This is a genomic window from Sphingomonas sp. CCH21-G11, from assembly GCF_001555965.1.
Taxonomy (GTDB): Bacteria; Pseudomonadota; Alphaproteobacteria; order Sphingomonadales; family Sphingomonadaceae; genus Sphingomonas.
Genome location: NZ_LSHX01000042.1, coordinates 1 through 25,821 on the forward strand (window position 1 = coordinate 1; position 25,821 = coordinate 25,821).

The 25,821-nt window shown below is 67.0% G+C and carries 22 protein-coding genes and 1 pseudogene; 2 read left to right on the plus strand and 21 right to left on the minus strand.

The window, feature by feature from the left end:
* From AX676_RS11820 to AX676_RS11860, 9 genes and pseudogenes are all read right to left on the minus strand, one after another.
* Positions 1–572: pseudogene (locus tag AX676_RS11820) on the minus strand (hypothetical protein); the annotation flags it as partial.
* Positions 573–630: 58 nt separating this feature from the next.
* Positions 631–3,183, minus strand: a complete 2,553-nt coding sequence (locus tag AX676_RS11825; RefSeq protein ID WP_197417170.1) for a TonB-dependent receptor domain-containing protein — start codon at positions 3,181–3,183, stop codon at positions 631–633.
* Between the two features lie 146 nt (positions 3,184–3,329).
* A complete protein-coding gene (locus AX676_RS11830; protein WP_066480755.1) occupies positions 3,330–3,908 on the minus strand; it encodes an ABC-type transport auxiliary lipoprotein family protein in 579 nt (192 codons plus the stop codon).
* Positions 3,905–4,882: an MlaD family protein gene (locus tag AX676_RS11835; RefSeq protein ID WP_066480754.1), complete on the minus strand. Its 978-nt coding sequence runs from the start codon at positions 4,880–4,882 to the stop codon at positions 3,905–3,907. Before AX676_RS11835 ends, AX676_RS11830 begins: the two co-directional genes overlap by 4 nt.
* Before the next feature lie 7 nt (positions 4,883–4,889).
* A complete protein-coding gene (locus AX676_RS11840; RefSeq protein WP_066480753.1) occupies positions 4,890–5,687 on the minus strand; it encodes an ABC transporter ATP-binding protein in 798 nt (265 codons plus the stop codon).
* On the minus strand, positions 5,684–6,790 hold the full coding sequence (locus tag AX676_RS11845; RefSeq protein ID WP_066480752.1) for an ABC transporter permease: 1,107 nt from the start codon (positions 6,788–6,790) through the stop codon (positions 5,684–5,686). The genes AX676_RS11840 and AX676_RS11845 overlap by 4 nt, the downstream gene beginning before the upstream one ends.
* An 84-nt stretch (positions 6,791–6,874) precedes the next feature.
* On the minus strand, positions 6,875–8,086 hold the full coding sequence (locus AX676_RS11850; RefSeq protein WP_066480750.1) for a DUF445 domain-containing protein: 1,212 nt from the start codon (positions 8,084–8,086) through the stop codon (positions 6,875–6,877).
* A gap of 432 nt (positions 8,087–8,518) precedes the next feature.
* Positions 8,519–11,731 (minus strand): efflux RND transporter permease subunit, encoded by a 3,213-nt coding sequence (locus AX676_RS11855; RefSeq protein WP_066480748.1) that lies wholly within the window; start codon positions 11,729–11,731, stop codon positions 8,519–8,521.
* Positions 11,728–12,945 carry an efflux RND transporter periplasmic adaptor subunit gene (locus tag AX676_RS11860; protein WP_066480854.1) on the minus strand — a complete coding sequence of 406 codons (1,218 nt, stop codon included), beginning with the start codon at positions 12,943–12,945 and terminating at the stop codon, positions 11,728–11,730. The genes AX676_RS11855 and AX676_RS11860 overlap by 4 nt, the downstream gene beginning before the upstream one ends.
* Before the next feature lie 231 nt (positions 12,946–13,176).
* Here AX676_RS11860 and AX676_RS11865 point away from each other — a divergent pair, with 231 nt between their 5' ends.
* Positions 13,177–13,443 carry a GlsB/YeaQ/YmgE family stress response membrane protein gene (locus AX676_RS11865; RefSeq protein WP_156437769.1) on the plus strand — a complete coding sequence of 89 codons (267 nt, stop codon included), beginning with the start codon at positions 13,177–13,179 and terminating at the stop codon, positions 13,441–13,443.
* Between the two features lie 51 nt (positions 13,444–13,494).
* On the opposite strand, the gene AX676_RS11870 is transcribed toward AX676_RS11865, so the two are convergent.
* The 7 genes from AX676_RS11870 to AX676_RS11900 form a co-directional block, all read right to left on the minus strand.
* Entirely contained in the window at positions 13,495–15,894 is a 2,400-nt protein-coding gene (locus AX676_RS11870; protein WP_066480745.1) for a PKD domain-containing protein, read from the minus strand.
* Positions 15,895–16,432: 538 nt separating this feature from the next.
* The gene (gene ssb / locus AX676_RS11875; protein ID WP_066480743.1) at positions 16,433–16,987 is read right to left on the minus strand and encodes a single-stranded DNA-binding protein; all 555 of its coding nucleotides are present in this window, start codon (positions 16,985–16,987) and stop codon (positions 16,433–16,435) included.
* Positions 16,988–16,997: 10 nt separating this feature from the next.
* Positions 16,998–18,860 carry a ferrous iron transporter B gene (gene feoB / locus AX676_RS11880; RefSeq protein ID WP_066480739.1) on the minus strand — a complete coding sequence of 621 codons (1,863 nt, stop codon included), beginning with the start codon at positions 18,858–18,860 and terminating at the stop codon, positions 16,998–17,000.
* A 9-nt stretch (positions 18,861–18,869) separates the two neighbouring features.
* Positions 18,870–19,142, minus strand: a complete 273-nt coding sequence (locus AX676_RS11885) for a FeoA family protein (protein WP_066480737.1) — start codon at positions 19,140–19,142, stop codon at positions 18,870–18,872.
* A gap of 74 nt (positions 19,143–19,216) precedes the next feature.
* The gene (locus AX676_RS11890; protein ID WP_066480736.1) at positions 19,217–19,642 is read right to left on the minus strand and encodes an ACT domain-containing protein; all 426 of its coding nucleotides are present in this window, start codon (positions 19,640–19,642) and stop codon (positions 19,217–19,219) included.
* Positions 19,643–19,653: 11 nt separating this feature from the next.
* Complete coding sequence (locus AX676_RS11895; RefSeq protein ID WP_066480735.1) at positions 19,654–20,334, minus strand: COQ9 family protein; 681 nt, start codon at positions 20,332–20,334, stop codon at positions 19,654–19,656.
* A 65-nt stretch (positions 20,335–20,399) separates the two neighbouring features.
* The gene (locus tag AX676_RS11900; RefSeq protein WP_066480734.1) at positions 20,400–21,299 is read right to left on the minus strand and encodes a DMT family transporter; all 900 of its coding nucleotides are present in this window, start codon (positions 21,297–21,299) and stop codon (positions 20,400–20,402) included.
* 61 nt (positions 21,300–21,360) lie between these two features.
* Here AX676_RS11900 and AX676_RS11905 point away from each other — a divergent pair, with 61 nt between their 5' ends.
* Entirely contained in the window at positions 21,361–22,467 is a 1,107-nt protein-coding gene (locus AX676_RS11905; RefSeq protein ID WP_066480732.1) for an alkene reductase, read from the plus strand.
* Between the two features lie 213 nt (positions 22,468–22,680).
* Here AX676_RS11905 and AX676_RS11910 read toward each other — a convergent pair whose 3' ends face one another.
* From AX676_RS11910 to AX676_RS11930, 5 genes are read right to left on the minus strand one after another with little or no spacing between them, the layout of a single operon-like run.
* A complete protein-coding gene (locus AX676_RS11910; protein WP_066480730.1) occupies positions 22,681–23,034 on the minus strand; it encodes a YbaN family protein in 354 nt (117 codons plus the stop codon).
* Between the two features lie 53 nt (positions 23,035–23,087).
* Entirely contained in the window at positions 23,088–23,627 is a 540-nt protein-coding gene (locus AX676_RS11915) for a GNAT family N-acetyltransferase (protein ID WP_066480728.1), read from the minus strand.
* On the minus strand, positions 23,624–24,043 hold the full coding sequence (gene ribH / locus AX676_RS11920) for a 6,7-dimethyl-8-ribityllumazine synthase (protein ID WP_066480723.1): 420 nt from the start codon (positions 24,041–24,043) through the stop codon (positions 23,624–23,626). The genes AX676_RS11915 and ribH overlap by 4 nt, the downstream gene beginning before the upstream one ends.
* Before the next feature lie 5 nt (positions 24,044–24,048).
* Positions 24,049–25,191 (minus strand): 3,4-dihydroxy-2-butanone-4-phosphate synthase, encoded by a 1,143-nt coding sequence (ribB, locus tag AX676_RS11925; RefSeq protein WP_066480721.1) that lies wholly within the window; start codon positions 25,189–25,191, stop codon positions 24,049–24,051.
* The gene (locus AX676_RS11930; protein ID WP_066480719.1) at positions 25,178–25,813 is read right to left on the minus strand and encodes a riboflavin synthase; all 636 of its coding nucleotides are present in this window, start codon (positions 25,811–25,813) and stop codon (positions 25,178–25,180) included. The genes ribB and AX676_RS11930 overlap by 14 nt, the downstream gene beginning before the upstream one ends.
* Positions 25,814–25,821 lie beyond the last annotated feature (8 nt).

Below are 25,821 nucleotides of genomic sequence, written 5' to 3' on the forward strand. Positions count from 1 at the left end.
CCCGCGCCCGCCTCGATGCCGCCCGCGTTCACCCGCCCCTCGACCACCCGCAGCTCGAGCCGATAGCCCGGCGCGCCGTCGACGCGGTCGCGCGCATAGACGATGCGATTGCCGTCGATCTGCGCCTTCACCGCCACTTCGGGCGGAAAGCGGCCGATCGCCTGATAGTCGCGCAGGAAGCGGACGTTGGACAGCACCGCTTGCTTGAGCGCGAGCCTCGGCGCGGTCAGCGACGCCACCGCCCGCACGCCGTTCAGCCGCCGGCCGTGCGCGTCGCGCACGTCGACGGGCTGCGGTGCGGACTCCAGCGCCCATTGCGCCGGTGCGGCCAGCGTGTCGAACCACAGCCCGACGCCGCTGTTTCCCGCCGGGAAGGCGACCAGGATGCGCGGGTCATTGCCCGAACGCAGCAACAGGTGCGCCGCCACCGCGCCGTCGCGAACGAACGCATTGATATTCTGTCCCTCGACAAGCTGATAGCCGAGTTCGGGTTCGGGCCTGGCCTGGCCGATCGCCGGCCCGGCGGCCATGCACAGGGCGATCGCCGCGGCCATGGGTTTCAGGTGCCGCATCTTCGTCTCTCCATCCGCTGCCACGTTCCGGTCGGGGGCGCTCGCGCGCCCCCGGGGATCAGAACCGCATCGTCAGCGTGCCGCCATAGGTCGGCCCGACAATGCCGCGCGCATAGAAGAAGCCCGAATCGGCGTTCTGGGTCTGGCCCTGGCGCGGATTGCCTTCGGTCAGGCCGATTTCATCGAAGATATTGTCGGCATTGAGCGCGAGCTGCAACCGGTCGGTCAGGTTGAGCGTCAGGCCGACGCCGGTCACGCCATAGCCCGGCAACGCGACGCCGTTGCCCGAATCGGCAAAGATGCGCCCGATATATTTGTAGCGCACGAACGCTTCACCCACCCCGTTGGGAAGCTTTACGGTGGGTGTGATCGTCCAGAGCTGCGACGGGGTCCGTTCGGGGCGATTGCCGTCGAATGTCGGCTGCGCCACCCCGTTCAGGCTGAGATTGTCGAGCGTCGGATCCTGAAAAACCCCGATGAAGTTGACCGACAACCAGTCGGTCGGCCGCACCATCGCATCGATCTCGACCCCCTGGGTGCTCAGGTCGGCGAGGAACGCAGTCTGGCGCGTCGGATCGAGCGGATCGATGAAGTTGTAGAACTGGTCGTTGAAATTGGTCTGGAACAGCGTGACCGACCCGCTGAACAGCCGGCCATATTCGACGCGCGCGCCGATTTCATACAGCTCGACCCGGGTGATCGGATCGACATTGTTGGTCTGGAACCCGTCGGCATAGCGCGCATAGACCGCCAGATTGTCGGTCAGCAGGTAATTGGCACCCACCGTCCACGCGATCGCGTCCTTGCTGTCGGTGCGCGTGGTGAACGTGCCGTTGAAGGTCGAGCCGACGTCGCGCACGACTCCCCCCAGACCGGCGGGCACCGGCTGATTTACTGCCGCCGCATTGCCATCGTCGAAGCGCGAGTCGAGGAACTCCCAACGGATACCACCGTCGATGCGCAGCCGGTCGCCGATCTGGATTTCGTCGTTGAGGTAGAGCGAAACCGATTCGTCGGTGCGCTCGCGGATGCCCGCGCCCCAGTTGCCATAGGACACGAGGCCGTTGTCGGTCAGCGACCCGATGACGTTGTTGTTCGCATCCAGCGCGACGACGTCATAGAGATTGCTGTTGTTGCGCACGTCGTTGAGCGCGGTCGCGGTCGCCGACTGGTTCTGGAACCGGCGGACATCGTAGTAGAGCACGCCGAAGGTCAGCGAGTTCTTGATCGCGCCGCTTTCGAACGCCCAGCGACCGCCGGCATTGAGGCCGAAATCATGCCCTTCCTGGAAATCGTGGTTGAGCGTGGTCTGCTGAAGGAAGCCGTTGCCGTTGAGCGCGTTGAGTTCGGCAACCTGATTGGAACCGAGCACGACGCCGCTGGTCCGGCTGCGGATGCCGAAGCGCGTCGCGGTCGGGAACGCGGCCTGGCCGAGCGTCAGCAGGCCGTTGATCGGCGAGCCCGCGCCAGGCGTCAGATATTCGACCGCGCTGGCAAGGCCGGCATTGCCGGTGCCCGATCCGGGGAACAGGCCGTTGAAGTCGAACGACAGATCGAGATAGCGCGCGCGGCCGAAAATCTCGAAACTGTCGCTAAGCGGCTTTTCGAAATCGATGCGGACCTGCGCGGTCTTGATCTGCACGCCGTCGGTGAAATTGAACTCGCGGAAGCCGTCGGGGTCGACAAAGGTCGACACCGGGGCCTGGATCCGTGCAAACGAGCTGCCGCCGATATGGTCGAACTGCGGGTCGAGCCCGGCGACCGCGCCGACTTCGCCGTCGTTCAGCGCATAGGGCTGGCCGGCGTAGAACACGGTCTTGAGGTCGCCGCCCTTGGCGCTGAGCCGCACGAAACCGCCATCGTCGAACCGATATTCGAGCGCACCCTTCAGCCGCCAGCCCTCATAATTGAACGGGTTGCGGCGTACGCCGGGACTGGTCTGGAGATAGCCCCCGACACTGAACGCCAGCTTGTCGGCCAGCAGCGGCGCGGAGTAATAGAAGTCGCCGCGCAGCAGCCCGTAATTATACGCCGTCGCCCGTGCGATCCCCTCGGGCTCGTCAAAGGCCAGGCGACGCGACACGAAGTTGATCGTCGCGCCCGCGCCGTTGACGGTCAGCACGCCCGACGAGCCGCCCTTCACCGCTTCGAGCCGGTCGATCGTCAAGTCCTGGGAGAAGAAGAAGTCGGCGCCGCCGCCATTATAGATGATCGGCAACCCGTCCTCTTCGAGCTGGACGAAACGCTGGCCGCCGCCCTGAAGGCCGCGGACCGAATAGTTGTTCGACACTTCGCCGCCCGTCCCCTCGACGAAGACGCCGGGCACCAGTTCGAGCAGGTCGGCGGTCGATCGCGGCGCACGGCGGTCGATCGCCTCGCGATCGGCCAGCGTGATGTCGGCCGAGGCGGTGATCAGGGGACGGTTGCGGGTCGTCGTGCCGGTGACGATGATGTCTTCGCCGCCCTGCGCATCGGCCTGGGATGCGTCTTCGGTCGCGGTCGATCCGGCTTCGGATGACGGCGGACCGACCTGAGCGAAAGCGGGGGCAACGGAAAGGGTCGAGCCGACCAGCAAAAGCGCGCGAAAGCTGAGGCCAAGGGTCGTACGCATATACTCACTCCCGGATACACAGCGGTCTTGATGAACCGCTCTTGTCATGAGGCGTGCTAGTTAACGCCAATCAGCGGGACATGCAAACGATTGCACGACCACCCGCGTTCAAAGCGTGTGGGCACGATGCCGCACACCCGACGTGGCTAGCGGGAAAGCCAGGTCGCGACGTCGCTCGCCACGCGGTTCGCCGCAGTATTGAGCGCGGTGCCGACGGCGTCGGCCTCGACCGCGGTCACCGGCTCGCGCGCCTCGAAGCGGCGCTTTTCCACGCCGGCGACCCCTTCGCGGATCAGCGCCGCGTCATAGACGACCACCGCCTCCTGCGTATCGGCATCGATGGTGAAGCTGCGCAGCTCGCCCGACAGCATCGCGCCCGGATCGACCTGGAACTGGCGCGCGCCCAGCACGACGAGCGGCGTCTGCGCCGTAACGGTATCGGCGAGCAGCCGCGCGAACATCCGCGCCGGCGGCTCGACCCACTGCGCGTCCTTGACATAAGTGACGCGGGTCCCCGCCGACCGCACCGGCACGCGCGTCACCGCCAGCTCCTGGGGCACCACCGGCACGGTGAGCGTCACGGTACGCGCGTCGGCGGACTTCTGCTCACGCCCGACCGGCACGGCGGCGGCGGGCGTCAGCGTCATCAGCGCCGGCGGCGGCTCCGCGCCGAAGCGAACGCACGCGGCGAGCGGGATCAGGGCGATGAGGACCAGTTTCTTCATTGCGCGCCTTGCTTCCTTGGCTTGTAGTCGGGCAGCTCGGGCTGGCCCAGGATCGAGCCCGCGCCCTCGCGATCGATCTTTTCGGCGACCGAGGTCAAAGCCGCCGACATCTGGCGCAGATCCTGGACCAGCTGGCCGACCTCTGGGATCGTCTTCTTGGAAAAGGCCTGGAGCCCTGGCCGCGCGTCGTTGATCGCGGCGTCGAGCGAGTCCATGCTCTTCTGGGCCGACAATACCGTGCGATTGAGGTTGGCCACGACCGGCTTCACATCATTGCTGAGCAAGCCATTGGTCGTGCCGGCAAGCTTGCCGATCTCGTCCGCCGCCATTCCGGCCTTTTGCAGCGCGACCCGCGTCTCGGCCAGCGTCGCGGCGATCTCGGGTCCGCGGTCGGCCAGCGCATCGGTCAGCCGGTCGGTGTTGGCCAGGATGTTCCCGATCGATTTCTGGTTGCGGTCGGACAGCAATTCGGAAAGCCGCTCGGTCAACGTGCTCAGCCGTTCGAGCAGCTGCGGCGCGGAGCTGAGCAGCGCGCCCAGCCCGCCGCGCTTCGTCGGAATGACCGGAACGCCGAGCGGACAGGCGCTTTCGGGCTTGATCTCCGGGCAGCGCAGCGGCGGCGCGCCCTTGATCGCCCCGTCGAGCTGGATGGTGCTGACCCCGGTAAAGCTGCCCTGGACGCTGGCGGTCGTTCCTTCCAGCACCGGCACGTCCTCGTTCACGCTGATCCGCACGCGGACCAGCTGGGGATCGGGCTTGTAAAGCGCGATTTCCTCGACCTGTCCCGACGGCACGCCCGAATAGGCGACCACCGACCCCTTGTTCACCCCGTCGACCGCCTGGTTGAAGAAGATGTCGTATTCGCGATTGCTGGCGGCGTTCAGCCGCGCGATCCACACGGTGAACAGCGCCAGCACGGCAAGCAGGATCAGCACGACGCTGCCGACCAGAATATGGTTCGATCGGGTTTCCATCAGCCCCTCATGCCTTGGCCGCCAGCGCGGCCGCTTCGTTGGTGGCGACCGCCGCGCGTCCGCGCGGGCCGTTGAAATATTCCTGGATCCACGGATGGTCCAGCGCCAGCAGTTCGTCGATCGTGCCGACCGCGATCACGCGCTTGTCGGCCAGCACCGCGACGCGGTCGCATATCGCGTAGAGCGTGTCGAGGTCGTGGGTGATCAGGAAGACGGTCAGGCCCAGCGTCTTCTGGAGCGACAGCGTGAGCTCGTCGAACGCGGCCGCCCCGATCGGGTCGAGCCCCGCGGTCGGTTCGTCCAGGAACAGGAGCTCCGGGTCGAGCGCCAGCGCGCGCGCCAGGCCGGCGCGCTTCTTCATGCCACCCGAAAGCTCGGACGGGTATTTGGGTCCCGCGTCGGCGGGCAGACCGGTCATCACCACCTTGTACCCGGCGATCTCGTCGAGCAGTGCCTGATTGAGCTTGGGGTAGAATTCGCGCAACGGCACCTGGACATTCTCGGCGACGGTCAGTGTCGAGAACAGGGCGCCGCCCTGGAACAGCACGCCCCAGCGTTTGCGGATCTCGATCGCCTCGGTTTCCTCGCGGCCGATCGTCTCCTCCCCGAACACGCGGATCACGCCCTCGACCGGGGTCTGCAGCCCGATGATCGACCGCATCAGCACCGACTTGCCGGTCCCCGATCCGCCGACCACGCCCAGAATCTCGCCGCGACGCACATCGAGGTCGAGGTTCTCGTGCACCGTCTGCTCGCCAAAGGCGTTGCTGAGGCCGCGCACGCAGATGACCGATTCGCCGCTCATATCCAGCCGATCTCGGTGAAGAAGACCGCGAAGAATGCATCGAGCACGATCACCAGGAAGATGGCCTGGACCACCGCCGACGTGGTGCGCAGGCCGACCTGCTCGGCGTCGGATTCGACCAGCATCCCCTGAAAGCAGCCGGCAATCGCGATGATCGCGCCGAACACCGGCGCCTTGACCAGCCCGACATACAGGTCGGTGATCGGCACCACCTCGCGCAGCCGCTGGATGAAGATGACCGGCGGGATGTCGAGCGAGATCCAGCACAGCAGGCCACCGCCGATGATCGCGATCACCGAGGCATAGAAGCCGAGCAACGGCATCATCAGCACCGCGGCCAGCGTGCGCGGCACGACCAGCGCCTCCATCGGCGACACGCCGATCGTGCGCATCGCGTCGATTTCCTCGGTCAGCTTCATCGTGCCGATCTGCGCCGCGAATGCCGAGCCCGATCGCCCCGCGACCATGATCGCGGTCATCAGCACGCCGAGTTCCCTGAGCGTGATCCGTCCGACCAGGTTGATGGTGAACGCCTCCGCGCCGAATTGCCGCAGCTGGACGGCGCCCTGCTGCGCGATGACGATGCCGATCAGGAAGCTCATCAGTCCGATGATGCCGAGCGCGGAGACGCCCACCACCTCGAACCGGTGCACCGTGGCGTTGAAGCGGAAACGGCTGGGGTGGCGGACCACATTGGCAAAGGCGATGGCGGTCGCGCCCAGAAAGCCGAGCAGCCCGACCAGGGTGGTCAGCGCGCCCATCACCGCCGCACCCAGTTCGTCGAGCACGCGCAGCACCGGCGGCAGCTGGTCGGGCTTCATCGCGACCTTGTGATCGGCGGCGGCGACCTGTTCGAGCAGGTGCGCGCCATCGGGACCGAGCCCGACGACTTCGGCCGACTGGTCGCGGGCGAAGCGGTGGACGATCCACGCCCCGACCGTATCGATCCGGTCGATCCCGGTCATGTCGATGCGGGCAACCTTGTCGGGCAGTGCGGCGAGCCGTTCGGGCAGGTCACCGATGCTCGCCAGCGACAGGTCACCCGAAAAACGGATGCTGCCGGCTTCATCCGACGGATCGAGAACGAAATCGGCGGGCTTCATTGCCGCCTTCCATCGTTTATTTCCGGCGTCGCGGCAAGGTATTGCACGGCCGGGGGCGCAATCATCGGCAATGCGGCGCGTCGGTCACAGCCACAGGTCGGCGGCATGGATGACGATCCCGACGCATCCCCCGACCAGCGTACCGTTGACCCGGATGTATTGAAGGTCGCGCCCGACCGCATGCTCCAGCCGGGTGGTGATCGTGCGTGCGTCCCAGCCGCGCACCGTGTCCGACACCAGCCGCACGATGCCGTCGCCATAGTCCGCCGCCGCGCCGACCATCGCGCGGCGGACGAGCCGGTTGACCATGCGGGCAAGCGCGCGATCGGACTGGAGCGTTTCGCCGAGCTGGCGCATCGCGCCGCCCAGCTGCCCCGCGGCCAGAGCATCGGGATCGCGCGCGACGCGCAGCAGCGCGGCACGCATCGTTTCCCACACGCCCTGCCACCAGCGGCCGAGCGCGGGATTGTCAAGCAGCTCCGCCTTGAGGCGTGCCACCTTTGCCTGCATCTCGGCGTCGAACTGAAGGTCGGAGGCGAGTTTTTCCAGCCCCTCCTCCGCCTTGGCGCGCAGGGGGTGGCCGGGATCGTCGGCCATGTCGTGGACCAGGCGCTCCAGCCCCGCGATGATCTTGTTGGCCAGCGTCTCGTCCAGCCCCGTCCAGCGCAGGATCGATCCGGCGCGTTCGTGCACCATCGCGCGGATCACGTCATCATTGGCCTCCAGCACCCGCGCCGCCCAGCGGATGACGCCGTCCAGCAGCGGCTGATGACGACCGTCGCGAATCGCCGCGTCGAGCAGCTGGCCGAGCAAAGGCGCGATGTCGAGCTGGCGCAACTGGCCGGAAAGTGCCCCGCGCACCATGTGGCCCAGCCGCTCCTGATCGAGCGACTGGAGCAGGTCGACCGCAAGGCGCGCCGCCCCGCGCCGCAGTCGCCCGCCAAGCGTCCGACCATCGCGATCGGTCAGCCAGCGCCCGACCGCGCCCGCCGCGTCGACGTCGCGCATCCGCCGCGCGACCACGCCGGGGATCAGGAAGTTATCCTTCAGGAATGCCGCAAGCGTGTCGCCGATGCGGTCCTTGTTGCGCGGCACGATCGCGGTGTGCGGAATCGGCAGGCCGAGCGGGCGGCGGAACAGCGCGGTGACCGCGAACCAGTCGGCGAGCCCGCCGACCATCGCCGCTTCGGCAAAGGCCTGGATGTAACCCCAGGCAGGGTGCGCGTCCTGGAATGCGCGCGCGACGAAGAAGGTCGCCGCCATCGCGACCAGCAGGCCGGTCGCGATGAAGCGCATCCGCACAAGGGCGGGTGGCGGACGTTGGTCACCAAAATCTAGCACGCGCACAGCAGATCAAACCCGACAGCCAAATCATGTGAACAAAATAAGTTCACCTGGCGGTTCTGCGCTACGCGAATGCGTGGCCCCATGCGACAAAAAACAAGCGGGGTTCCGGACCGACTTGTCCGTAACCCCGCGGGTTTTTCGTTACCACTGGTCGCCGGATATCAATTGTCCGTGTACGAACACCCGATGTCCTGAACAAGCGTGTCCCAGATCCACTCTGCAGCCGAGCATCGTTGTGCTTTTTGCTCCAGCAACATTCCCGTACCAACCGAAGATGCAGCGAAGATCGAAATCAAGAGCAGAGCAGTTCTCACGTCATGTCTCCTTCGGTCCAGAAACTAACGGGAACATGCGTAACCTGTATTCTAGCGCGAGGCAACGTTATTCGGCCGGCTGCCCATCTTCGGCACCCGGGCGATAGCCGATCCGGCCCCCGCCCGGCTCGTGCTCGATCGTCGGCGGCACGAGCGAGCCGTCGTCGCCGGGGCGATAGCTGAGCAGGCGGCGCGACAGACGCGGCCCGATCCAGCGTTCGACCGCGATCGCCAGGCTGAACGACGCGGGCACGATCACCAGCGTCAGCAGCGTCGACAAGATGAGGCCGCCGATCACGGTCACGCCCATCGGCGCGCGCCAGGACGAATCGCCCGACAGCGAAAGCGCGGTCGGCACCATACCGGCGACCATCGCCACGGTCGTCATCACGATCGGCTGCGCGCGCTTGTGACCCGAGTCGATGATCGCGGTCACCTTGTCCACGCCCTTGTTCAATTCCTCGAGCGCAAAGTCGATCAGCAGGATCGAGTTCTTCGCGACGATGCCGAGCAGCATCAGCAGCCCGATATAGACCGGTAGCGAAATGGCATGCCCGCTGACCCACAGCGCCAGGAGCCCCCCCAGCGGCGCGAGCAGCAGGGATCCCATATTCACGAACGGCGGCATCACGCGCTTGTAGAGCAGCACGAGCACCGCGAAGACCAGGAACAGACCCGAAAAGACCGCGATGATGAAATTCTGGATCAGCTCGGCAAACCATTTCGACTGACCTTGCTGCAGCTCGGTGACGCCGAGCGGCAGGTTCTTGAAGACCGGCAGCTCATGGATCGCCTTTTGCGCGTCGCCGCTGATCACGCCGGGGGCAAGGTCGACCCCGACCAGCAGCTTGCGCTGGCGGTTGGTGCGCTCGATGCGCGTGGGCCCGGCGCCGAAGCCGATATCGGCCACCACCGACAACGGGACCGACCCGCCATTTTGCGTCTGCACCGGCAGATTCTGGATGGTCGACAGGCGCTGGCGCGAGTCCTCGCTGAGCGCGACGCGGATCGGAATCTGGCGATCGCTGAGGCTGAAACGCGCGCTGTTCTGGTCGATATCGCCCAGTGTGGCGATGCGGATCGCGCTCGACAGCGCCTGGGTCGTGACACCCATGTTGGCGGCCAGGTCCATGCGCGGGGTGATGACGATTTCCGGCCGTTGCAAGTCGCCCGACACCCGCGGCGCAACCAGCATGGGCAGGGTCAACATCTCTTCGACCAGCCTGTTGGCGGTCTGGTTGAGGAGGACGGGGTCCTCGCCGCCGAGCGTGATGGTGATATCGCGACCGCTGCTGCCCCATCCGAACTGCGACCGGAACGACACGCGCGCATCGGCGATCTTGTTCAGCTCGGGTGCCAGCGCGCGTTCGAACTCGACGCTCGTCACGTCGCGGTCCTTCGACAGCATCGCGGTCACGCGACCGTTGCCGACAAAGGTGCGCGCGTAGGTGGCGGTGACGATGTCCTGCTTTTCCAGCAGCGCTTCGACCCGCCGCACCACCGCATCGGTCTGGGCCAGCGTGGTGCCGGGCACCATCTCGACCGTGACCGTCGCGTTGTCGCGGTCCTCCGGCGGCTGGAAGGTGCTCGGCAGCACCACGAACATGACCGCGGTCAAGCCCAGCGCAAGCGCGCCGATCCCCATGATCCAGACGCGATGATCGAGCGCGATCGACGCAAGCCTGCGCAGCCACCCGCCACGCGCCGCGAACGCCGTCGCGCGGCTGTGGTCGAGCGACCAGCGCAGCAGGCCGACATAGCGGTCCATGATCGGTCCTTCGCCATGGGTGGCGTGGCCCTTCGACTTGAGGAAATAGGCCGCGATCATCGGCGTCAGCAGCCGCGCGACGGCCAGGCTCATCAGCACCGCCGCGACGACGGTGAGGCCGAAATTCTTGAAATACTGGCCCGAAATGCCCGGCATCAGTGCAACCGGCAGAAAGACCGCGACGATCGCCATCGTCGTCGCCAGCACCGCCAGGCCGATCTCGTCCGCCGCGTCGATCGACGCCTGATAGGCGGATTTGCCCATCCGCATGTGGCGCACGATGTTCTCGATCTCGACGATCGCATCGTCGACCAGAACGCCCGCGACCAGGCTCAGCGCCAGCAGCGTCATCTGGTTGAGCGAAAAGCCCAGCAGGTCCATGAACCAGAAGGAGGGGATGGCCGAAAGAGGGATGGCGAGCGCCGAGATCACCGTCGCGCGCCAGTCGCGCAGAAACAGGAACACGACGACCACCGCCAGCAGCGCGCCTTCGATCATCGCATCGATCGCGCTGTGATACTGGGCCTCGGCATATTCGACATTGTTGAACAGCACCTCGAAGCGGACCTTCGGGTTGCGTTCCTGCAGCGCCTTCAGCTTGGCTTCGGCTTCGTGGAAGACGGTGACGTCCGACGCGCCCTTTGACCGGCGGATGTCGAACGCCAGCACCGGTTGCCCATTATAGCGCCCGGCCGAACGCAGCTCAGCAAACGCGTCGCGCACGTCGGCGATGTCGGCGAGCCGGACGGTCCGGCCGCCGCCGATCGCGATCTGTGTCTGGCTGAGCTCATAGGCGGTTGCGGCATTGCCGAGCACGCGCACCGATTGTTCGGAGCCCGCGATTTCGGCACGACCGCCGGCCGCGTTCAAGTTGATCTGGCGCAGCTGCTGATTGACCTGGGTCGCGGTCAGCCCCAGCGACTGGAGCTTGGTGGGGTCGAGCAGCACGCGAATCTCGCGATTGACGCCGCCGATGCGGTCGACCGCCGACAGACCGGGAACCGCCAGCAATTCCTTCGCCACCGCATTGTCGACATACCAGCTCAACTCCTCCAGCGTCATGTCGGTGGCGATGGCGGTGAAGCTGGCGATGTCGTTGTCGGTCGTGTTGGCGCGATAGACCTGCGGCTCGAGGATGCCGTCAGGCAGGTCGCCGCGAATCTGGTTGATCGCTTCGCGCACGTCCTGGACCGCGCGGTCGATCGGCGTGCCGATGTTGAGCTGGACGACGGTCTGCGACTGGCCCTCGGTGACGGTCGAATTGATCTCGTCGATGCCCTGCAGGCTGCGCACCGCCGCCTCGACACGCTGGGTGACCTGGCTCTCGAGCTCGGTCGGCGCGGCGCCCGGCTGATTGATCACCACGATGGCGATCGGAAAATCGAGATCGGGATCCTGATTCACGTCCATGCGCATGAAGCTGACGATCCCGGCGATCGTCAGCGCCACGAACAGGACGATGGGCGGAACCGGGTTACGGATCGACCAGGCCGAGATGTTCCTGAAATTCATCGTCCCGCCTCAGCCTCCGGCTTCACCGCCACGGGTTTCACTTTCTGACCGGGGGTCAGGAACGCACCCGCGCTCAGCACCACCCGCTCGGTTCCATCAAGGCCCGATGCGATCGACACGCCGTTGTCGGACACCTCGCCGACCGTCACCGCGCGCCGCACCGCTTCATCCTTGCGATCGAGCAGATACACGAAATTGCCCTTGTCGTCGCTCAGTACCGCCGATTCGGGCAGCAAAGGCGCGCTGGTCGAACCCACCACGATCCGCGCGGTGGCAAAGCCGCCGGGGCGCAGCGCGCGATCGTAAGGCACGGTGACGCGCGCAATGCCCTGGCGCGTCTGCGGATCGATGATGGGCGAAACCTGCCACACCCGCCCGGCAAAGCTCTGGGTGCTGCCGGCGGGCGTGACCTCTGCGCTGCTGCCGACGCGCACGCGCGCGAGATCGGCCTGGCTCAGCTGGACCTGCATCTCGATCTCGCCGTCCTTGGCGATGCGGAACAGCACACCGCTGCCGCGCGAGACGATCTGGCCCGGCTCGACCGAACGCGACAGGACGAGCCCGCGGGCGGGCGCGCGGATGTCGAGTTGGACGTTGCGCGCGCGCGTTTCCGCCAGCTGCGCCTGCGCCACGCGCACCCGGGCGCGCGCGGCGTCGCGGGTCGCCGTCCGCCGGTCGATGTCGGCGCGTGAGATGAAGCCGCGATCGACCAGCTGCTGGGCGCGGCGCAGTTCCGCCTCGGCCAGTTCCAGATCGGCCTGGGTCACCCGGATCTGCGCCTCGAGCGCGTCGGCGGACTGCGTCTGGACCGAACGGTCGACGGTCGCCAGCACTTGTCCCGCACCGACCCACTGCCCCGCCTCGACCAGCACGGCGCGGACCAGACCGCCCTCGCCCGCTTCGCCGACGGGCAACTCGCGCCGCGCCGCCAGCGATCCGGTGCCGGACACGACCCGCTCGACTGCGCCGCGGCCGGGCACGACATAGCTGATCGTCGGAATCTGCGCGTCCGCCGCGCCCGCGCCGTCCTTGCCGGCGGCGCCCTTGCCGTCTTCGCCCTTGCCGCCCAGCACGAACCATGCGCCGAGCGCCGCCGCCAGCACGACGACGCCGATGATGATCCAGCGCAGGCGGCGACTGCGACGCGGCGGCAGCTCGCCGTCAAATTCCAGATGCGGCGCCCCGCCGGCCGTCGCGCGTGATTCGTAATTCATCTGCGGCACTTTCCGTCGCGGCACCGTCACGGCCCGTCGTCATTATCCCGCGCTGTGTTATAGAAATAAGTCACTGGGCTCAAGACTGGATGTCGCTTTGCATGCCGATATGTTGATTTTGCGTCACTTTGCAGCGACACTTCGGGGGTAGCCGCAAAGAGCCCCTGCCGCGGCGCGGGCGGGAAGGGGTCAGGGCCGGCTATGGGAAAAGCGACTGGGAGGGGGGGGATCATGATGGCGGAGCCGGGATTTCTGGGTTGGCTGCTGATCGGCCTGATCGCCGGCGGGCTGGGCAAGCTGATCATGCCGGGCAAGGACCCGGGCGGCGTGATCGTCACGATCATCGTCGGCATCGTCGGCGCGCTGCTGGCGGGCTTTCTGGCGCGAACCGTGGGCATCGCGATCCGGGGACAAATCGCCACCTATGTGGCGGCGACGGTCGGTGCGATCGCGCTGCTGGCGCTTTATCGGCTGATTATCACGCGCCGGACGCGATGAAAAATCGCCCGGCGGCACAAAGGCCACCGGGCGGTTCGAAGTTGCAGGGGATCAGATGATCTCTTCGCCGTCGATCATGAACGGCTTGCCGGGAAATCGGACGGTCGATCCCCACAGAACGTCAACAGGCCCGGTCGGGCTGCGGAACGGGTAGATTTCCGGTGTCCCCCCGCCGCGCTCCCGTCGCGGTTCGACGCCATAGGTGATGATCGACTTCCCGCTATAATCGAGGATTGAGATGAAGTGCGCGAAAGTCGCTAATCCCGGACCGCGGCCGCCATAGCCGGCGAGGTTGATCGAGAGGGAGCCACCGACGGGATCCACCAAACGGCTGTCGGTGAACGAATACTGGACATCACCGGTCGGCCACGCGAACGTCACGCGGCGATCGCCACGGCTGATCAGCCACAGATCGTCTGATGCGGTTGCGGTCGAATTTACATAGGCAAAGCGGGGGTTACGTCCGGCCTGGAACTGGCCAAGCGGCTGTGCCGGCACCGTTCGGCCCACGGGCGAACCGAACAGGTTCAGACCCTGGACGTTGAAAATGCGCACCGTTCCATCCATCGATGCGATAAAGGCGCGGCTGCGCGCGATATAGCGTTCGGGCTCGACCCCGGACCAGTCGGCCTTGGGACTGCGCTGGAAATATTCGAAATAATAGTTGCTGCGGTCACCGAAAGTGCCGTTGGCTTGAACTCCCGCGCTGACCGACGTCGGCTGCTGCACATCCAATGTCGTGACGACAACCGGACGCTGCGAGGCCGCGACTGCAAAGGTGAACGGCCACTTGTTGGGATCGGTCGTGCTTTGATCGACCGTCTGGTCGAAGTTCGCCTGCGTCGTCAGGTACATTTGCCGATAATATTGGTAGAGCGGCGTCATATCGACGAAGGAGACCTTGTTCTCCGCCCGCGAGGCGACAACAGCGTAGCCCGACGACGGCAGCTGGCTCCATTGCTGGTTTTCGATGCCGAGTTCTTGATTGCCACCCACCGAGTAGATCGGCTCGATGCTGCTCCAGAGCTTGCGCGCCGACGGCAGCGACAGGTCGCCGCGCGCCGGTTCGGCATTGTCGCCATACCCCCGCGGATTGCCAAGCACGAGGTTGTTGGAAACGTCGACGCTGGTCGGTGCCGCAAAGGGCAGATCGGTAAAGCCGAGCAGTTTCATGCCGCGATTGGTCCAGGCACCAGGCGTGCCCCAGTACCAGCGCGTATAGGGCGTCTGCCATGGCGCGCCGTTCGCCATCTGTCGCGGCTTCAGTGCGATGAAGGCGAGCTTGCCCGATACCGTGTTGGTATCCCACACGCTGACGACCAAGAACTCGTTATAGGGCGTCACCGCCATCGCCGTCGGGACCATCCCTGCGGGCAGGCGTATGGCTGTGTCGTCGAAAAATTCCGGATCGCTGTTGCCGACAACCACCGGCGCGATCGTGCCGTCCTTGAACGCAGCAAAGCTGACCTGGCTGGCATTCGCACGACCGCGTGCGATCGCGACGGGCACAAGTGGCAGATCGGGGCGCCGCTCGGCGACAAGGTTGCGGATCTGGGGTTGGGCAGGCGTTGCGATGTTGCCACGGTTCCACCAGTCGGGGTTCCACGCCGCGATCATCCGCATGCACAGCCCGCCAGTATCGAAATAGGCGCCGTCGGCGGTGCGAACATTGCTGATGCCATAGCGATAATTGGGATCGCTCGGCGCTTCCGGCACAAAGGCGAGTTGACCGCCGATCAGCCAGCCGCCGCCCTTCAATCCGCGCGCCAGTTCTTCCTGATCGCTGCCCGGTTGACGCTCGGGCGGCAAACATTTTTCCGGCTCGCCGGGATTGTTGGTGGGTTGTGAGCCAAAAGGCCACAGGCCTTGCCCGGTCTGGTCCGGTCCCCACAGCGTCGGCGCGGGCGCTTCGCCGCTATGGTCGAAATCGGCATATTTCGGCCCAAGGCGATAGTCGATGATCGCGTCGGTGTTGATGTTGCTGGCGACGTAGCGATATTCCGCCGCGTTGATGCTGCCGTCGGCGTTCAGGATGCGCTCGCGCCAGCCGGTGGTCGCGGTGCTCGCCTTCTGTACGAATACCTTGACGCTGTCACTGCCGATCTTGCGCCCGCGCGCGTCGAAGGATTGCAGCTCGAACTTGTAGGTGCCCTCGCGGGCAAAGACGATCCGGGTCGTCGCCGAATTGGGCGAGATTACCGTCGAGCGCTCTGCGCCGGCGCGGGTCACCCACCGCGCGCTGACCCCATTGATCGTGCCGATCAGCGTGACTTCGTTGGTCGGCAGCATGATCGTCTGGTCCGGCCCGGCATCGACCGGCTTGGGCGCGGTGCTCACATTGGAGATGACGACGGTACCGACGGCGGCGAATGCGATCGGCGCGGTTGCAAGCGCGACCGCCGACCAGAACGACCGCCTCGTACCGCGGTAGCGCTTTGTGATGGATATCATACGCCCTGTTTCCTTTCTTGCGAGCTGCCGGGCGCAGTTCGACGGCTCGGGCGCACGACGCGCGGGCGCCGCTTCAAGGCGCTATGCCTTGCCGTATCCGTGATAGAAGTCCCGATCAGCGCAACAAATTTGAAGAAACCGGCGCGACCTGAAAACCCAGAATTGTAGTATTCACTACGTTAATTCGGATTTTGAGCAAATAAAGAAAAGTTGCGCGATCTGTTTCATTTTTGCGTTTTCGGCGTTTGATTTATTGCGCTTTTGGCTGCCGAACGACCAAACGTGACTGCAAAAACCAACAAGCTGTCCGAAAAATGAACAGGTCGTTCGCTTCCGTAGGGTCGTGCCCGGCTCAGCTTGCAATTTCGATGCGTCACCCGCAATTTTTGACCCGCGACGACCGGTTCCACCGTTACCCTGCGTTCCGGGGGCGTGGCAGGCCAAGGGCTTCTGAAATCTACGGTTCCGCAACGCCTCAGCCAGCGCGTGAGCGGAAGCCGCACGCGAACGAAGTATCCTGCGATGGTCGAACCGTCATTCAGAACGGGACGTCGTCGTCCAGGTCGTCGGGAAAGCCGCCGCCCGCCGGGGCACCGCCAAAGCCGCTGCCGCTGCGCGCACCGCCACCGCCGCCACCGCCGCGTGCGGACGACTGACCGGCGAATTCGTCGCCGCCGCCCCAGTCATCGCCGCCGCGCGCGCCGCCGCCAAAGCCGCCGCCACCGCCCCCGCCGGAGCCGGGCGCGCCGTCGAGCATGGTCAGCGTACCCGTATAGGGGCGCAGCACGATTTCGGTCGTGTAGCGGTCCTGGCCCTGCTGGTCCTGCCATTTGCGGGTTTCGAGCTGGCCCTCGATATAGACCTTGCTGCCCTTGCGCAGATAGCGTTCGGCGACGCCGGCCAGATTCTCGTTGAAGATCGCGACCGAATGCCATTCGGTACGCTCCTTGCGCTCGCCGGTGTTGCGGTCCTTCCAGCTTTCCGACGTGGCGATGCGCAGGTTCACGACCTTGCCGCCATTCTGGAACGACTTGCTTTCGGGATCGCGGCCGAGATTGCCGACCAGGATCACCTTGTTGACGCTGCCGGCCATCTGTCCCTCCTTAAAGTCCGAGCATGTTGGCGATCCAGTAGGTCGCCCCTGCTGCCGCATAGGCAAGCGCGAACAGATAGCCAAGCATGAACGCCGGCCAGCGCCACCCATTGGTCTCGCGCCGCGCCACCGCGATGGTCGAGATGCATTGCGGCGCGAAGACGAACCAGGCGAGGAAGGCGAGCGCGGTCGGCAGGCTCCAGCGCCGCGCCAGATTCTCGCGGATCGTCGCCTGCCCGGCCTCGCCCTCCGCATCGTCGACGGCATAGACGGTGCCGATCGCCGCCACCGCGACTTCGCGCGCCGCCATCGCGGGCAGCAGCGCGAGCGCGATGTCGCGGTTGAACCCGATCGGGGCGACGACCACCTCGATCGCCGAGCCGATCCGCCCGGCGAGCGAATATTCCACCTGCGCGCGACCGGCGGGGGCCTGCGGGAAGCTGAGCAGCGCCCACAGCACGATCGTCGTCGCCGCGATGATCGTGCCCGCGCGCTTCAGGAAGATGCTGGCGCGCTGCCACAATCCGAGCGCCAGATCGCGTAGCCGCGGCCATTGATATTTGGGCAGCTCCATCATGAATCCCGATGACGCGCCCTTCGCCACCGTCCGGCGCAGCAGCAGGGCGGCGACCAAGGCACCCAGGATCCCGGCGATATAGAGCGCGAACAGCACCAGTCCCTGCAGCCCGATGCCCGGCCCCACCGCCCGATCGGGAATGAACGCGCCGATGATGATCGTATAGACGGGCAGCCGCGCCGAACAGGTCATCAGCGGCGCGATCAGGATCGTCGCCAGCCGCTCCTTTTCGTCATTGATCGTGCGCGTGGCCATGATGCCCGGCACCGCGCAGGCGAAGGAGGACAGCAGCGGGATGAACGCGCGCCCCGACAGCCCGACGCCCGCCATCAGCCGGTCCATCAGGAACGCGGCGCGCACCATGTATCCCGACGCCTCCAGCATCAGGATGAAGGCGAAGAGGATCAGGATCTGGGGCAGGAAGACGACGACCGCGCCGACCCCGGCCAGCACGCCGTCGACGATCGCGGATCGCAGCAGCCCCGCGGGCAGCGCGCCCGCCACGACTTCGGACAGGATCGCCAGTCCCCCCTCGATCCAGCCGATTGGCGCCTCTGACCAGGCAAACACCGCCTGGAACATCACGAACATGATGACGACCAGCAGCACCGGGCCGCTGACCGGATGGAGCACGATGCGGTCGAGCCGCTGGGTCCAGCGCCGCACCGGGGTTTCGGAGACGATCGCGGCGCGCGCGATGGCGCGGGCGCGGGACTGATAGCTGCGGATGTCGAGCGCGGGGCTGCCCTCGTCCAGGTCGACGCGCGTCCGGACCGGCCCGGCGCGCACGCGTTCGGCCAGCGCATCGCGCAGCGCATCCAGCCCGCGCTTGCGCACCGCCACCGTCGCCACCACCGGCACGTCGAGCTCGCGCGCGATGACGTCGGGATCGAGCACCAGCCCGTCGCGCTGGGCCAGGTCGACCATGTTGAGCGCGACGACGACCGGCAGGCCAAGTTCCCTGAGCTGGAGCGCGAAGCGCAGATGATTGTCGAGATTGGCCGCATCCAGCACGACCAGCAGCGCGTCGGGCAGCCGCTCGCCCGGCTGGCGCCCGAGCAGCACGTCGCGCGTCACGCGCTCGTCCAGGCTGGCGGGATCGAGGCTATAGGTACCGGGCAGGTCGATCAGCTCGGCCGGCCGGCCGTCGCCCAGCGCCATGCGGCCCGAATGACGCTCGACGGTCACGCCGGGATAGTTGCCGACCTTTTGCCGAGCGCCGGTCAGGGCGTTGAACAGCGCGCTCTTGCCCGAATTGGGATTGCCGACCAGCGCGATCAGAGGGGCGGGGTTCATCGGCGGGGTTCAGGCGGCGACGGGCGCGACGCGGATCGCCGCCGCGACGTGGCGGCGCAGCGCGACATCCATGCGTCCGACGCGAACGGCAAGCGGCCCGCCCAGCCAGCCTGCGCGCTGGATGAGGGTTACCCCCACACCGTCGTCAAAGCCGAATTCGCGCAGCCGCTTCGCCTCCGGTGGCGACAGCGCCGTCCAGTCGATCGCGACGATCGTCACGGCGGCGTCGCGCGCGATGCTGGCGAGCGGGACCGACGCGGTGACGGGAGCTGCGATATTCATGCTGCGAGTGATTATCAATTAGACGATGACGACGCCAGCCCAATCGCACATGCGTCCCGTCGGGTCACGCGCCGTCACCCGGTCATTGCCTCGCCGGCCCGTTGCTGCAGCGCGCGGAGCACGACCATCGCCTCGTCGGCCGCCGCCGCCGGTACGAACACATGATCGTGATGGAACGCCGCGACCATGTTGCACGGAATGTCGCGCGCGGCGAGCGCCGACGCGACCGCCGCCGTCAGGCCCACCCCGTCCAGGGCCGAATAGACCCTCAACGAGATGCAGCGCATCGGCTGGTCGATCGCAAAACCCAGGTCGCTCGCTGCATCCGCCGTCAGGATGAAGGAGCACCCCTCCGGCTCCATGAACATGCCGATAGCGACGGGGGCGGCTCGCGCGCTCAGGCCGGGATCGGTCGAGGTGGCAAAGACGAACACGCGTTCATCGAGCCACGGGTCCATGCCTGCGACCATCGCTGCGGCGTCGCGTACCACCTCGATCATGCCGGGTCCCGTCAGCGCGCCGGATAGCGCAGCCGGCCGATGAAGCGCGACAGGCTGGGCCGGTATTCGGCCTGCGCCAGCCATTTCGCCTTGGCCTTTTCAAAACGCATGATCCCGTCGATCCGCCGCGCCAGGAAGGCGCGGGTGTCGGCCTGCCCCTCGCTTTCGTCGTCGAGGAACACGGTGATCGTCGCGGCATAGACGCCGCCCAGGATCGCGCGCTTGGTATAGTGGTTGTAATCGGTCGCGGTGTCCCCGGCGCGCCGCCACATCATGTCGGCCGACCGCCAGCCGAGCTTCGCCGCGGTCGCCAGATTGGTCGGCAGCGCCAGAATGGCGAGCGCGCGGCGCAACGCCTCGCGCTCGGGGGCGAGCAGATCGAGTCGCGCCTCGACCAGCGCGGCGATCCGCGCGCGGATCTTCATCGCCGCCAGCGTCTCGGCGGGCAGGCGCGCGGTCATCTCGGCATCGATCCACGCGAACCAGGCGTCGATCATGTCGACCGCGCCGCCGGGAAAGGCCAGCCGGGCGACGTCCGGATCGATCCCGAGCCCTTCGGCCGCCGCGGTCACCGCCTGCGGCGTCCAGCCGTCGAACGCGGCATTGCCCGGCAGCGCGGGCGCCAGCGCGGCGCGAATCTCGTCGAGCGTGGCGTCGGGGGACAGGGTGGGTGCCATCGGGTGCTGCTCCATGAATGACGTCGAGACTTAGGGGCTGTGCGAACGAGCGCAAGCCGCACCTTGGCCGTGGCGCGCGATCACCACTCGCGCCGGACGAGCACGAGCGCGGCGGCGACCAGCGTCGCACCGACCAGGTCGAGTGCACCCAGCCGCTCGCCATAGGCCAGCCAGCCGATCGTCGCGCCGACCGCGGGCTGAATCAGCAGGCCGATGCCGATGACCAGCGGGCTGAGATGACCGAGCGCATAGATCATCAGGCCCTGGCCGACGATCTGGCTGCACAGCGCCAGCAGGATCAGGGGCGTCCAGTCGCCAGGCAGGATACGCTCGCCGAGCACGAGCGCGAAGGCGAGAAGCGGGACGACGCTGGCAACGCCGGACAGCGCCAGCGCCGGCACCGCGTCGAGCCGCGCGCGCACCCCCGACATGGCGATGAAATAGACGGCGTAGAGCACCCCGGCCAGCACGCACAGCAGGTCGCCGACCAGATTGTCCGGCGACAATTCCGCCGACCGACCCATCAGCAGCGCGCCCCCCGCCAGGGCGAGGCCAAGCGCGATCGCCTGGCCCCGCGCGGGCAGGGCGCGCGCGACGACGAATCCATAGATGGGAAAGATCAGCGAGGCCGAATTGCCGAACAGCGTGGCGTTGGCGATCGTCGTGCGCAGGATGCCGACATGCCAGGCGGCAAGGTCGGCGGCAAAGGCCACGCCCGACACGAGCAGCGTGAGCCAAAGCATCGCCGGCAGGCGCAGGATCGCCGCACGGTGTCGCCCGATCGCCACCGCGAGCAGCAGCGGAGTCGCGATCGCGATCCGCCAGAACGCGGACGCCACCGGCCCGGTGTCGGCGAGGCGGACGAGCCACGGACCGAACGCCAGCGCGCCGTTCGCGACGACGAGCGCGAGGACGGCGCCGAACACCGGATTGCGGCTTGGCGGCGAAACAGTATTTCTTGGCGGCGGCGGCGGATGCATCGCGGCCCTTAGTCGACTATCTCCCGCAGCGTGCAACGGGAAATCGAAAGGACGATCCAAGATGCCCAGCCTGTTTGACCCGATCGATCTCGGCGCGGTGCGCGCGCCCAACCGGGTGCTGATGGCGCCGCTGACCCGCGGCCGCGCGACGCGCGAACACGTGCCCACCGCGATCATGGGCGACTATTATGCCCAGCGCGCCGGCGCCGGCCTGATCATCACCGAAGCGACCGGCATCAGCCGCGAAGGGCTCGGCTGGGCCTATGCGCCGGGCCTGTGGACCGACGCGCAGACCGAAGGATGGAAGCCAGTGGTCGAACAGGTCCACCGCGCCGGCGGGCGCATCTTCGCGCAATTGTGGCACATGGGCCGGCTGGTCCATCCCGATTTTCTCGACGGCGCGGCTCCCTTGTCCTCGTCCGCGACCCAGGCGCCCGGCGCGGTGCGCACCTATCTCAGCCTCGAGGAAAGCGAGAAGGCGAAGCGCGGCTATGGCATGGCGCGCGCCGCGACGCTGGACGACATCGCCCGCGTCCTCGACGATTATGCGCGCGCGGCGCGCAACGCGCGTGCCGCCGGGTTCGACGGCGTCCAGCTCCATGCCGCGAATGGCTATCTGATCGACCAGTTCCTGCGCGACGGCGCCAACCTGCGCGACGACGATTATGGCGGCAGCCCGGAAAACCGCGCACGCCTGTTGCGCGAGGCGGTCGCGCGGCTGATCGACGCGGTCGGCGCGGACCGGGTGGCGGTGCGCTTCAGCCCCAATGGCGATACGCAGGGCGTGATCGACAGCGACCCCGAATCGGTGTTCGTCCCCGCCGCCAAATGGCTCGACGACCAGGGCATCGCGTTCCTCGAGCTGCGCGAGGTCGGCCAGGAGGGCACGTTCGGCAGCACCGACCAGCCCAAGGTCGGCCCGGCGATCCGCCGCGTCTTCACGCGCCCGCTGATCCTCAACCAGGATTATCGCGGCGACAACGCGCAGGCCGCGCTCGACGCCGGGCTGGCGGACGGCATCGCGTTCGGACGGCCCTTCATTTCCAACCCCGATCTGGTCGATCGGCTGCGCACGGGCGCGGCACTGACGCCCGACGTGGTGGCGCACTGGTACAGCCGCGGCACCGAAGGCTATACCGACTATCCGGTGCTGGCGGAGGCGGCTTGAGCGATCAAGGCAGCTGAGGCGGTCTCCCCGATTCAGTTTCTGCACCACCCGTTCGTTTCGAGCGAAGTCGAGAAACGCGAGCCTGATCCACCCCATCTCTCGTCACCCCGGCCTTGCGCCGGGGTCCCGCTCTCGCTTTCCGCGCGTGAAGGCGCGGGGCCCCGGTCGAGCCCGGGGCGACAATCCGGCTGAGATCGAGGCTATGCCCGCCCGTCACGAATCGGGGCGCGACCAGATCCACAACCCGCTGATCACCGCCACGCTGATCGGCACGAATCGCCAATATCCGGGCAGCAGGAAAAGGCCGATGACCCCGCTGCCCCCCAGCATCGCGGTCGACATCCATTTGCCATAGCGCGGGATGGCGCCGTTGCGCCGCCACGCATGAATGGGCGGGCCGAAATGGCGGTGGTCGAGCAGCCACGCCTCGAAGCGGGGGCTCGACCGCGCGAAGCAGAAGGCCGCCAGGATGACGAACGGCACCGTCGGCAGCAGTGGCAGGAACACGCCGATAAAGCCCAGGGTCAGCGCGATGATGCCCGCAGTCAGGTAAAGGATGCGAACCATTCGCAACCCGTGCCACGAAGCGCGGGGCAAAGCGAGCGTTTAGCGCCCCGGGGTCATGCCGCGCGGCGGGCCCGCCACTGCGCCGCGCTCTGCCCCCACGCATCGACGCGGAACCGGTCGAGCGGCGGCGGCAGCGTCACCGGGCCGCCATTTTCGGACCCGAGGCGTCGCGCGAGCGCGATCGACCGCGCATTGTCGGGATCGATGGTGTGGATGATGTGATCCCAGCCGAGGATGTCGACCGCATAGTCCATGCACGCGACCGCCGCCTCATGCGCGTAGCCGCGCCCGGCGACCTCCGGAGTCACGCCCCAGCCGACTTCGGTGCCCGGCCACCCCTCGGGCTGCCACGGCCCGATCCGGCCGATCCAGCGCCCGGTCGCGCGCTCGACGACCGAAAACATCGCAAAGCCGCGGATCGACCACGCGCCGCGCATTGCCGCCAGCTCGCGCCATGCCTCCGCGCGCGATTTGGTGCCGCCCAGGAAGCGCATCGTCGCCTCGTCCGCCGCGAACGCGGCCCAGCCGTCCAGGTCGGATGCTTGCGGCAGGCGCAGCACCAGCCGGTCGGTGAACAGAACCGGCTCGCTCATTGCAGCCGCTGGCGCAATTCCAGCATCGCCAGCGCCGCCTTGGCCGCCTCGCCGCCCTTGTCCTTCTGGTCGGGGCGGGCGCGGACCAGCGCTTGGGCTTCGTTCTCGACGGTCAGGATGCCGTTGCCGATCGCGACGCCGTCCATGCTGAGCGCCATCAGCCCGCGCGCGCTTTCACCCGCGACGATCTCGAAATGATAGGTCTCGCCGCGGATGACGACGCCGAGCGCGACGAACGCGTCGTAACGCCCGCTCTCGACCGCCAGCGCCACCGCGCCGGGCACTTCCAGCGCGCCGGGCACCGTCACCGTCTCATGGGCATGCCCCGCCCCCTCGATCGCGGCGCGCGCACCCGCCAGCAGCAGGTCGTTCAGATGGTCGTAGAATCGCGCCTCGACGATCAGCAGCCTCGCCATTTACCTCACTCCCCCGTGCCGCAATCGATCGGCCGTTCGCCGACGATCGACAGGCCATAACCGTCCAGCCCGACCATCGTATGGTGCGTATTGGTCAGCAGGATCATCTCGCGCACGCCCAGTTCGGTCAGGATGGTCGCGCCGACGCCATAGTCGCGCAACTCCTCCATGTCGCGCGGCGCGAGCGCCCCCATGCGGGCCTGAAGCGCGACCGAGAAGGAATCGACCCGGGTCGGGCTGATAACGACGACGATGCCCGCACCGGCTTCGCCGATCATCTCCATCGACCGGCGCAACAGGCCGGCGCGGTCGCCTTCCTCGCCGAAAATGTCGCCGAACGGGTTGAGCGCGTGCATGCGGACCAGCACCGGCTGCGACGGATCGATCCGCCCCTTGACCAGCGCGACCTGTTCGCTGCCCGTCGCCTTGTTCCAGAAGGTCATCGCGGTCCATTCGCCGCCCCATTGGCTGACGAACCTGGCCTCCGCGCGGCGCTCGACCAGATGGTCGTGGCGGCGACGATAGGCGATCAGGTCGCGGATCGTTCCGATCTTGAGGTTGTGGAGCTGGGCGAAGGCGACCAGGTCGTCCATCCGCGCCATCGTGCCGTCGTCCTTCATGATCTCGCAGATCACGCCCGCCGGGTTGAGCCCGGCCAGGCGCGCGACGTCGACGGCGGCTTCGGTATGACCGGCGCGCACCAGCACCCCGCCCTCGCGCGCGACCAGCGGAAAGACATGGCCGGGCGTCACGATCTCGTCCCGGCCCTTCGATGCGTCGATCGCGACCGAGATGGTGCGCGCGCGGTCGCCCGCCGAAATGCCGGTGGTGACGCCGTCGCGCGCCTCGATGGACACGGTGAAGGCGGTTTCGTGCCGCGTGCCGTTGTTGCGGCTCATCAGGTCGAGGCCGAGCTCGTCGATCCGCGACTTGGTCATCGCCAGGCAGATCAGGCCGCGGCCGTAGCGCGCCATGAAATTGATCGCATCGGGCGTTGCCATCTGCGCCGGGATGACCAGGTCGCCCTCATTCTCGCGATCCTCGTCATCGACCAGGATGAACATGCGCCCGTTGCGCGCCTCGTCGATGATTTCCTCGGGCGTCGAAAGAAAGGCGTGGCGCAGCCGCGACAGTTCAGCCTCTTGCACGATAATGCTCCATGCGTTGCAGGTAGCGGGCGAGCACGTCGATCTCCAGGTTGACGGGCCGGCCGGCTGCGAAATCGCCGATCGTGGTGACGGCGGCGGTGTGCGGGATGATGTTCAGGCCAAAGCGCGTGCCGTCGGCCACATCCTCGACCGCATTGACGGTCAGCGACACGCCGTCGACGGTGATCGAGCCCTTGGCGGCGATGAACGGCGCGAGTGCTGCGGGGGCATGGATGACGATGCGGTGCGATCCGCCCTCGGGCGTCACCGATACGACTTCGCCGACGCCGTCGACATGGCCCGTGACGATATGCCCGCCCAGCTCGTCGCCCAGCTTCATCGCGCGCTCCAGGTTGAGCCGCGCGCCCGCGCGCCACTGGTGCGCGGCAGTGCGTGACACCGTTTCGCCCGACACGTCGACCGCGAACCAGCCGCCGATGCCCTGCGCGCCCATCGCCGGCGCGCCCTTGTCGACGACGGTCAGGCACACGCCCGAACATGCGATCGACGCGCCCAGATCGACCGACGACATATCGTAGCCGGTGTCGATGACGAGGCGCAGGTCGCCGCGATCCTCCGCCGTGCGGACCGTGCCGATATCGGTGATGATGCCGGTGAACATCGCTTCCC

Bases quoted from the DNA above. Each gene is read 5' to 3' on its own strand.
- AX676_RS11905 (WP_066480732.1), top strand. From the start codon at position 21,361: ATGCCCAGCCTGTTTGACCCGATCGATCTCGGCGCGGTGCGCGCGCCC.
- AX676_RS11835 (WP_066480754.1), bottom strand. From the start codon at position 4,882: ATGGAAACCCGATCGAACCATATTCTGGTCGGCAGCGTCGTGCTGATC.
- AX676_RS11845 (WP_066480752.1), bottom strand. From the start codon at position 6,790: ATGAAGCCCGCCGATTTCGTTCTCGATCCGTCGGATGAAGCCGGCAGC.
- AX676_RS11930 (WP_066480719.1), bottom strand. From the start codon at position 25,813: ATGTTCACCGGCATCATCACCGATATCGGCACGGTCCGCACGGCGGAG.
- AX676_RS11865 (WP_156437769.1), top strand. From the start codon at position 13,177: ATGATGGCGGAGCCGGGATTTCTGGGTTGGCTGCTGATCGGCCTGATC.
- AX676_RS11855 (WP_066480748.1), bottom strand. From the start codon at position 11,731: ATGAATTTCAGGAACATCTCGGCCTGGTCGATCCGTAACCCGGTTCCG.
- AX676_RS11870 (WP_066480745.1), bottom strand. From the start codon at position 15,894: ATGATATCCATCACAAAGCGCTACCGCGGTACGAGGCGGTCGTTCTGG.
- AX676_RS11840 (WP_066480753.1), bottom strand. From the start codon at position 5,687: ATGAGCGGCGAATCGGTCATCTGCGTGCGCGGCCTCAGCAACGCCTTT.
- feoB (WP_066480739.1), bottom strand. From the start codon at position 18,860: ATGAACCCCGCCCCTCTGATCGCGCTGGTCGGCAATCCCAATTCGGGC.
- AX676_RS11860 (WP_066480854.1), bottom strand. From the start codon at position 12,945: ATGAATTACGAATCACGCGCGACGGCCGGCGGGGCGCCGCATCTGGAA.
- AX676_RS11885 (WP_066480737.1), bottom strand. From the start codon at position 19,142: ATGAATATCGCAGCTCCCGTCACCGCGTCGGTCCCGCTCGCCAGCATC.
- AX676_RS11890 (WP_066480736.1), bottom strand. From the start codon at position 19,642: ATGATCGAGGTGGTACGCGACGCCGCAGCGATGGTCGCAGGCATGGAC.
- AX676_RS11850 (WP_066480750.1), bottom strand. From the start codon at position 8,086: ATGCGCTTCATCGCGACCGGCCTGCTGGTCGCGATGGCGGCGACCTTC.
- ssb (WP_066480743.1), bottom strand. From the start codon at position 16,987: ATGGCCGGCAGCGTCAACAAGGTGATCCTGGTCGGCAATCTCGGCCGC.
- AX676_RS11825 (WP_197417170.1), bottom strand. From the start codon at position 3,183: ATGCGTACGACCCTTGGCCTCAGCTTTCGCGCGCTTTTGCTGGTCGGC.
- AX676_RS11910 (WP_066480730.1), bottom strand. From the start codon at position 23,034: ATGGTTCGCATCCTTTACCTGACTGCGGGCATCATCGCGCTGACCCTG.
- AX676_RS11900 (WP_066480734.1), bottom strand. From the start codon at position 21,299: ATGCATCCGCCGCCGCCGCCAAGAAATACTGTTTCGCCGCCAAGCCGC.
- AX676_RS11895 (WP_066480735.1), bottom strand. From the start codon at position 20,334: ATGGAGCAGCACCCGATGGCACCCACCCTGTCCCCCGACGCCACGCTC.
- ribH (WP_066480723.1), bottom strand. From the start codon at position 24,043: ATGGCGAGGCTGCTGATCGTCGAGGCGCGATTCTACGACCATCTGAAC.
- AX676_RS11915 (WP_066480728.1), bottom strand. From the start codon at position 23,627: ATGAGCGAGCCGGTTCTGTTCACCGACCGGCTGGTGCTGCGCCTGCCG.
- AX676_RS11830 (WP_066480755.1), bottom strand. From the start codon at position 3,908: ATGAAGAAACTGGTCCTCATCGCCCTGATCCCGCTCGCCGCGTGCGTT.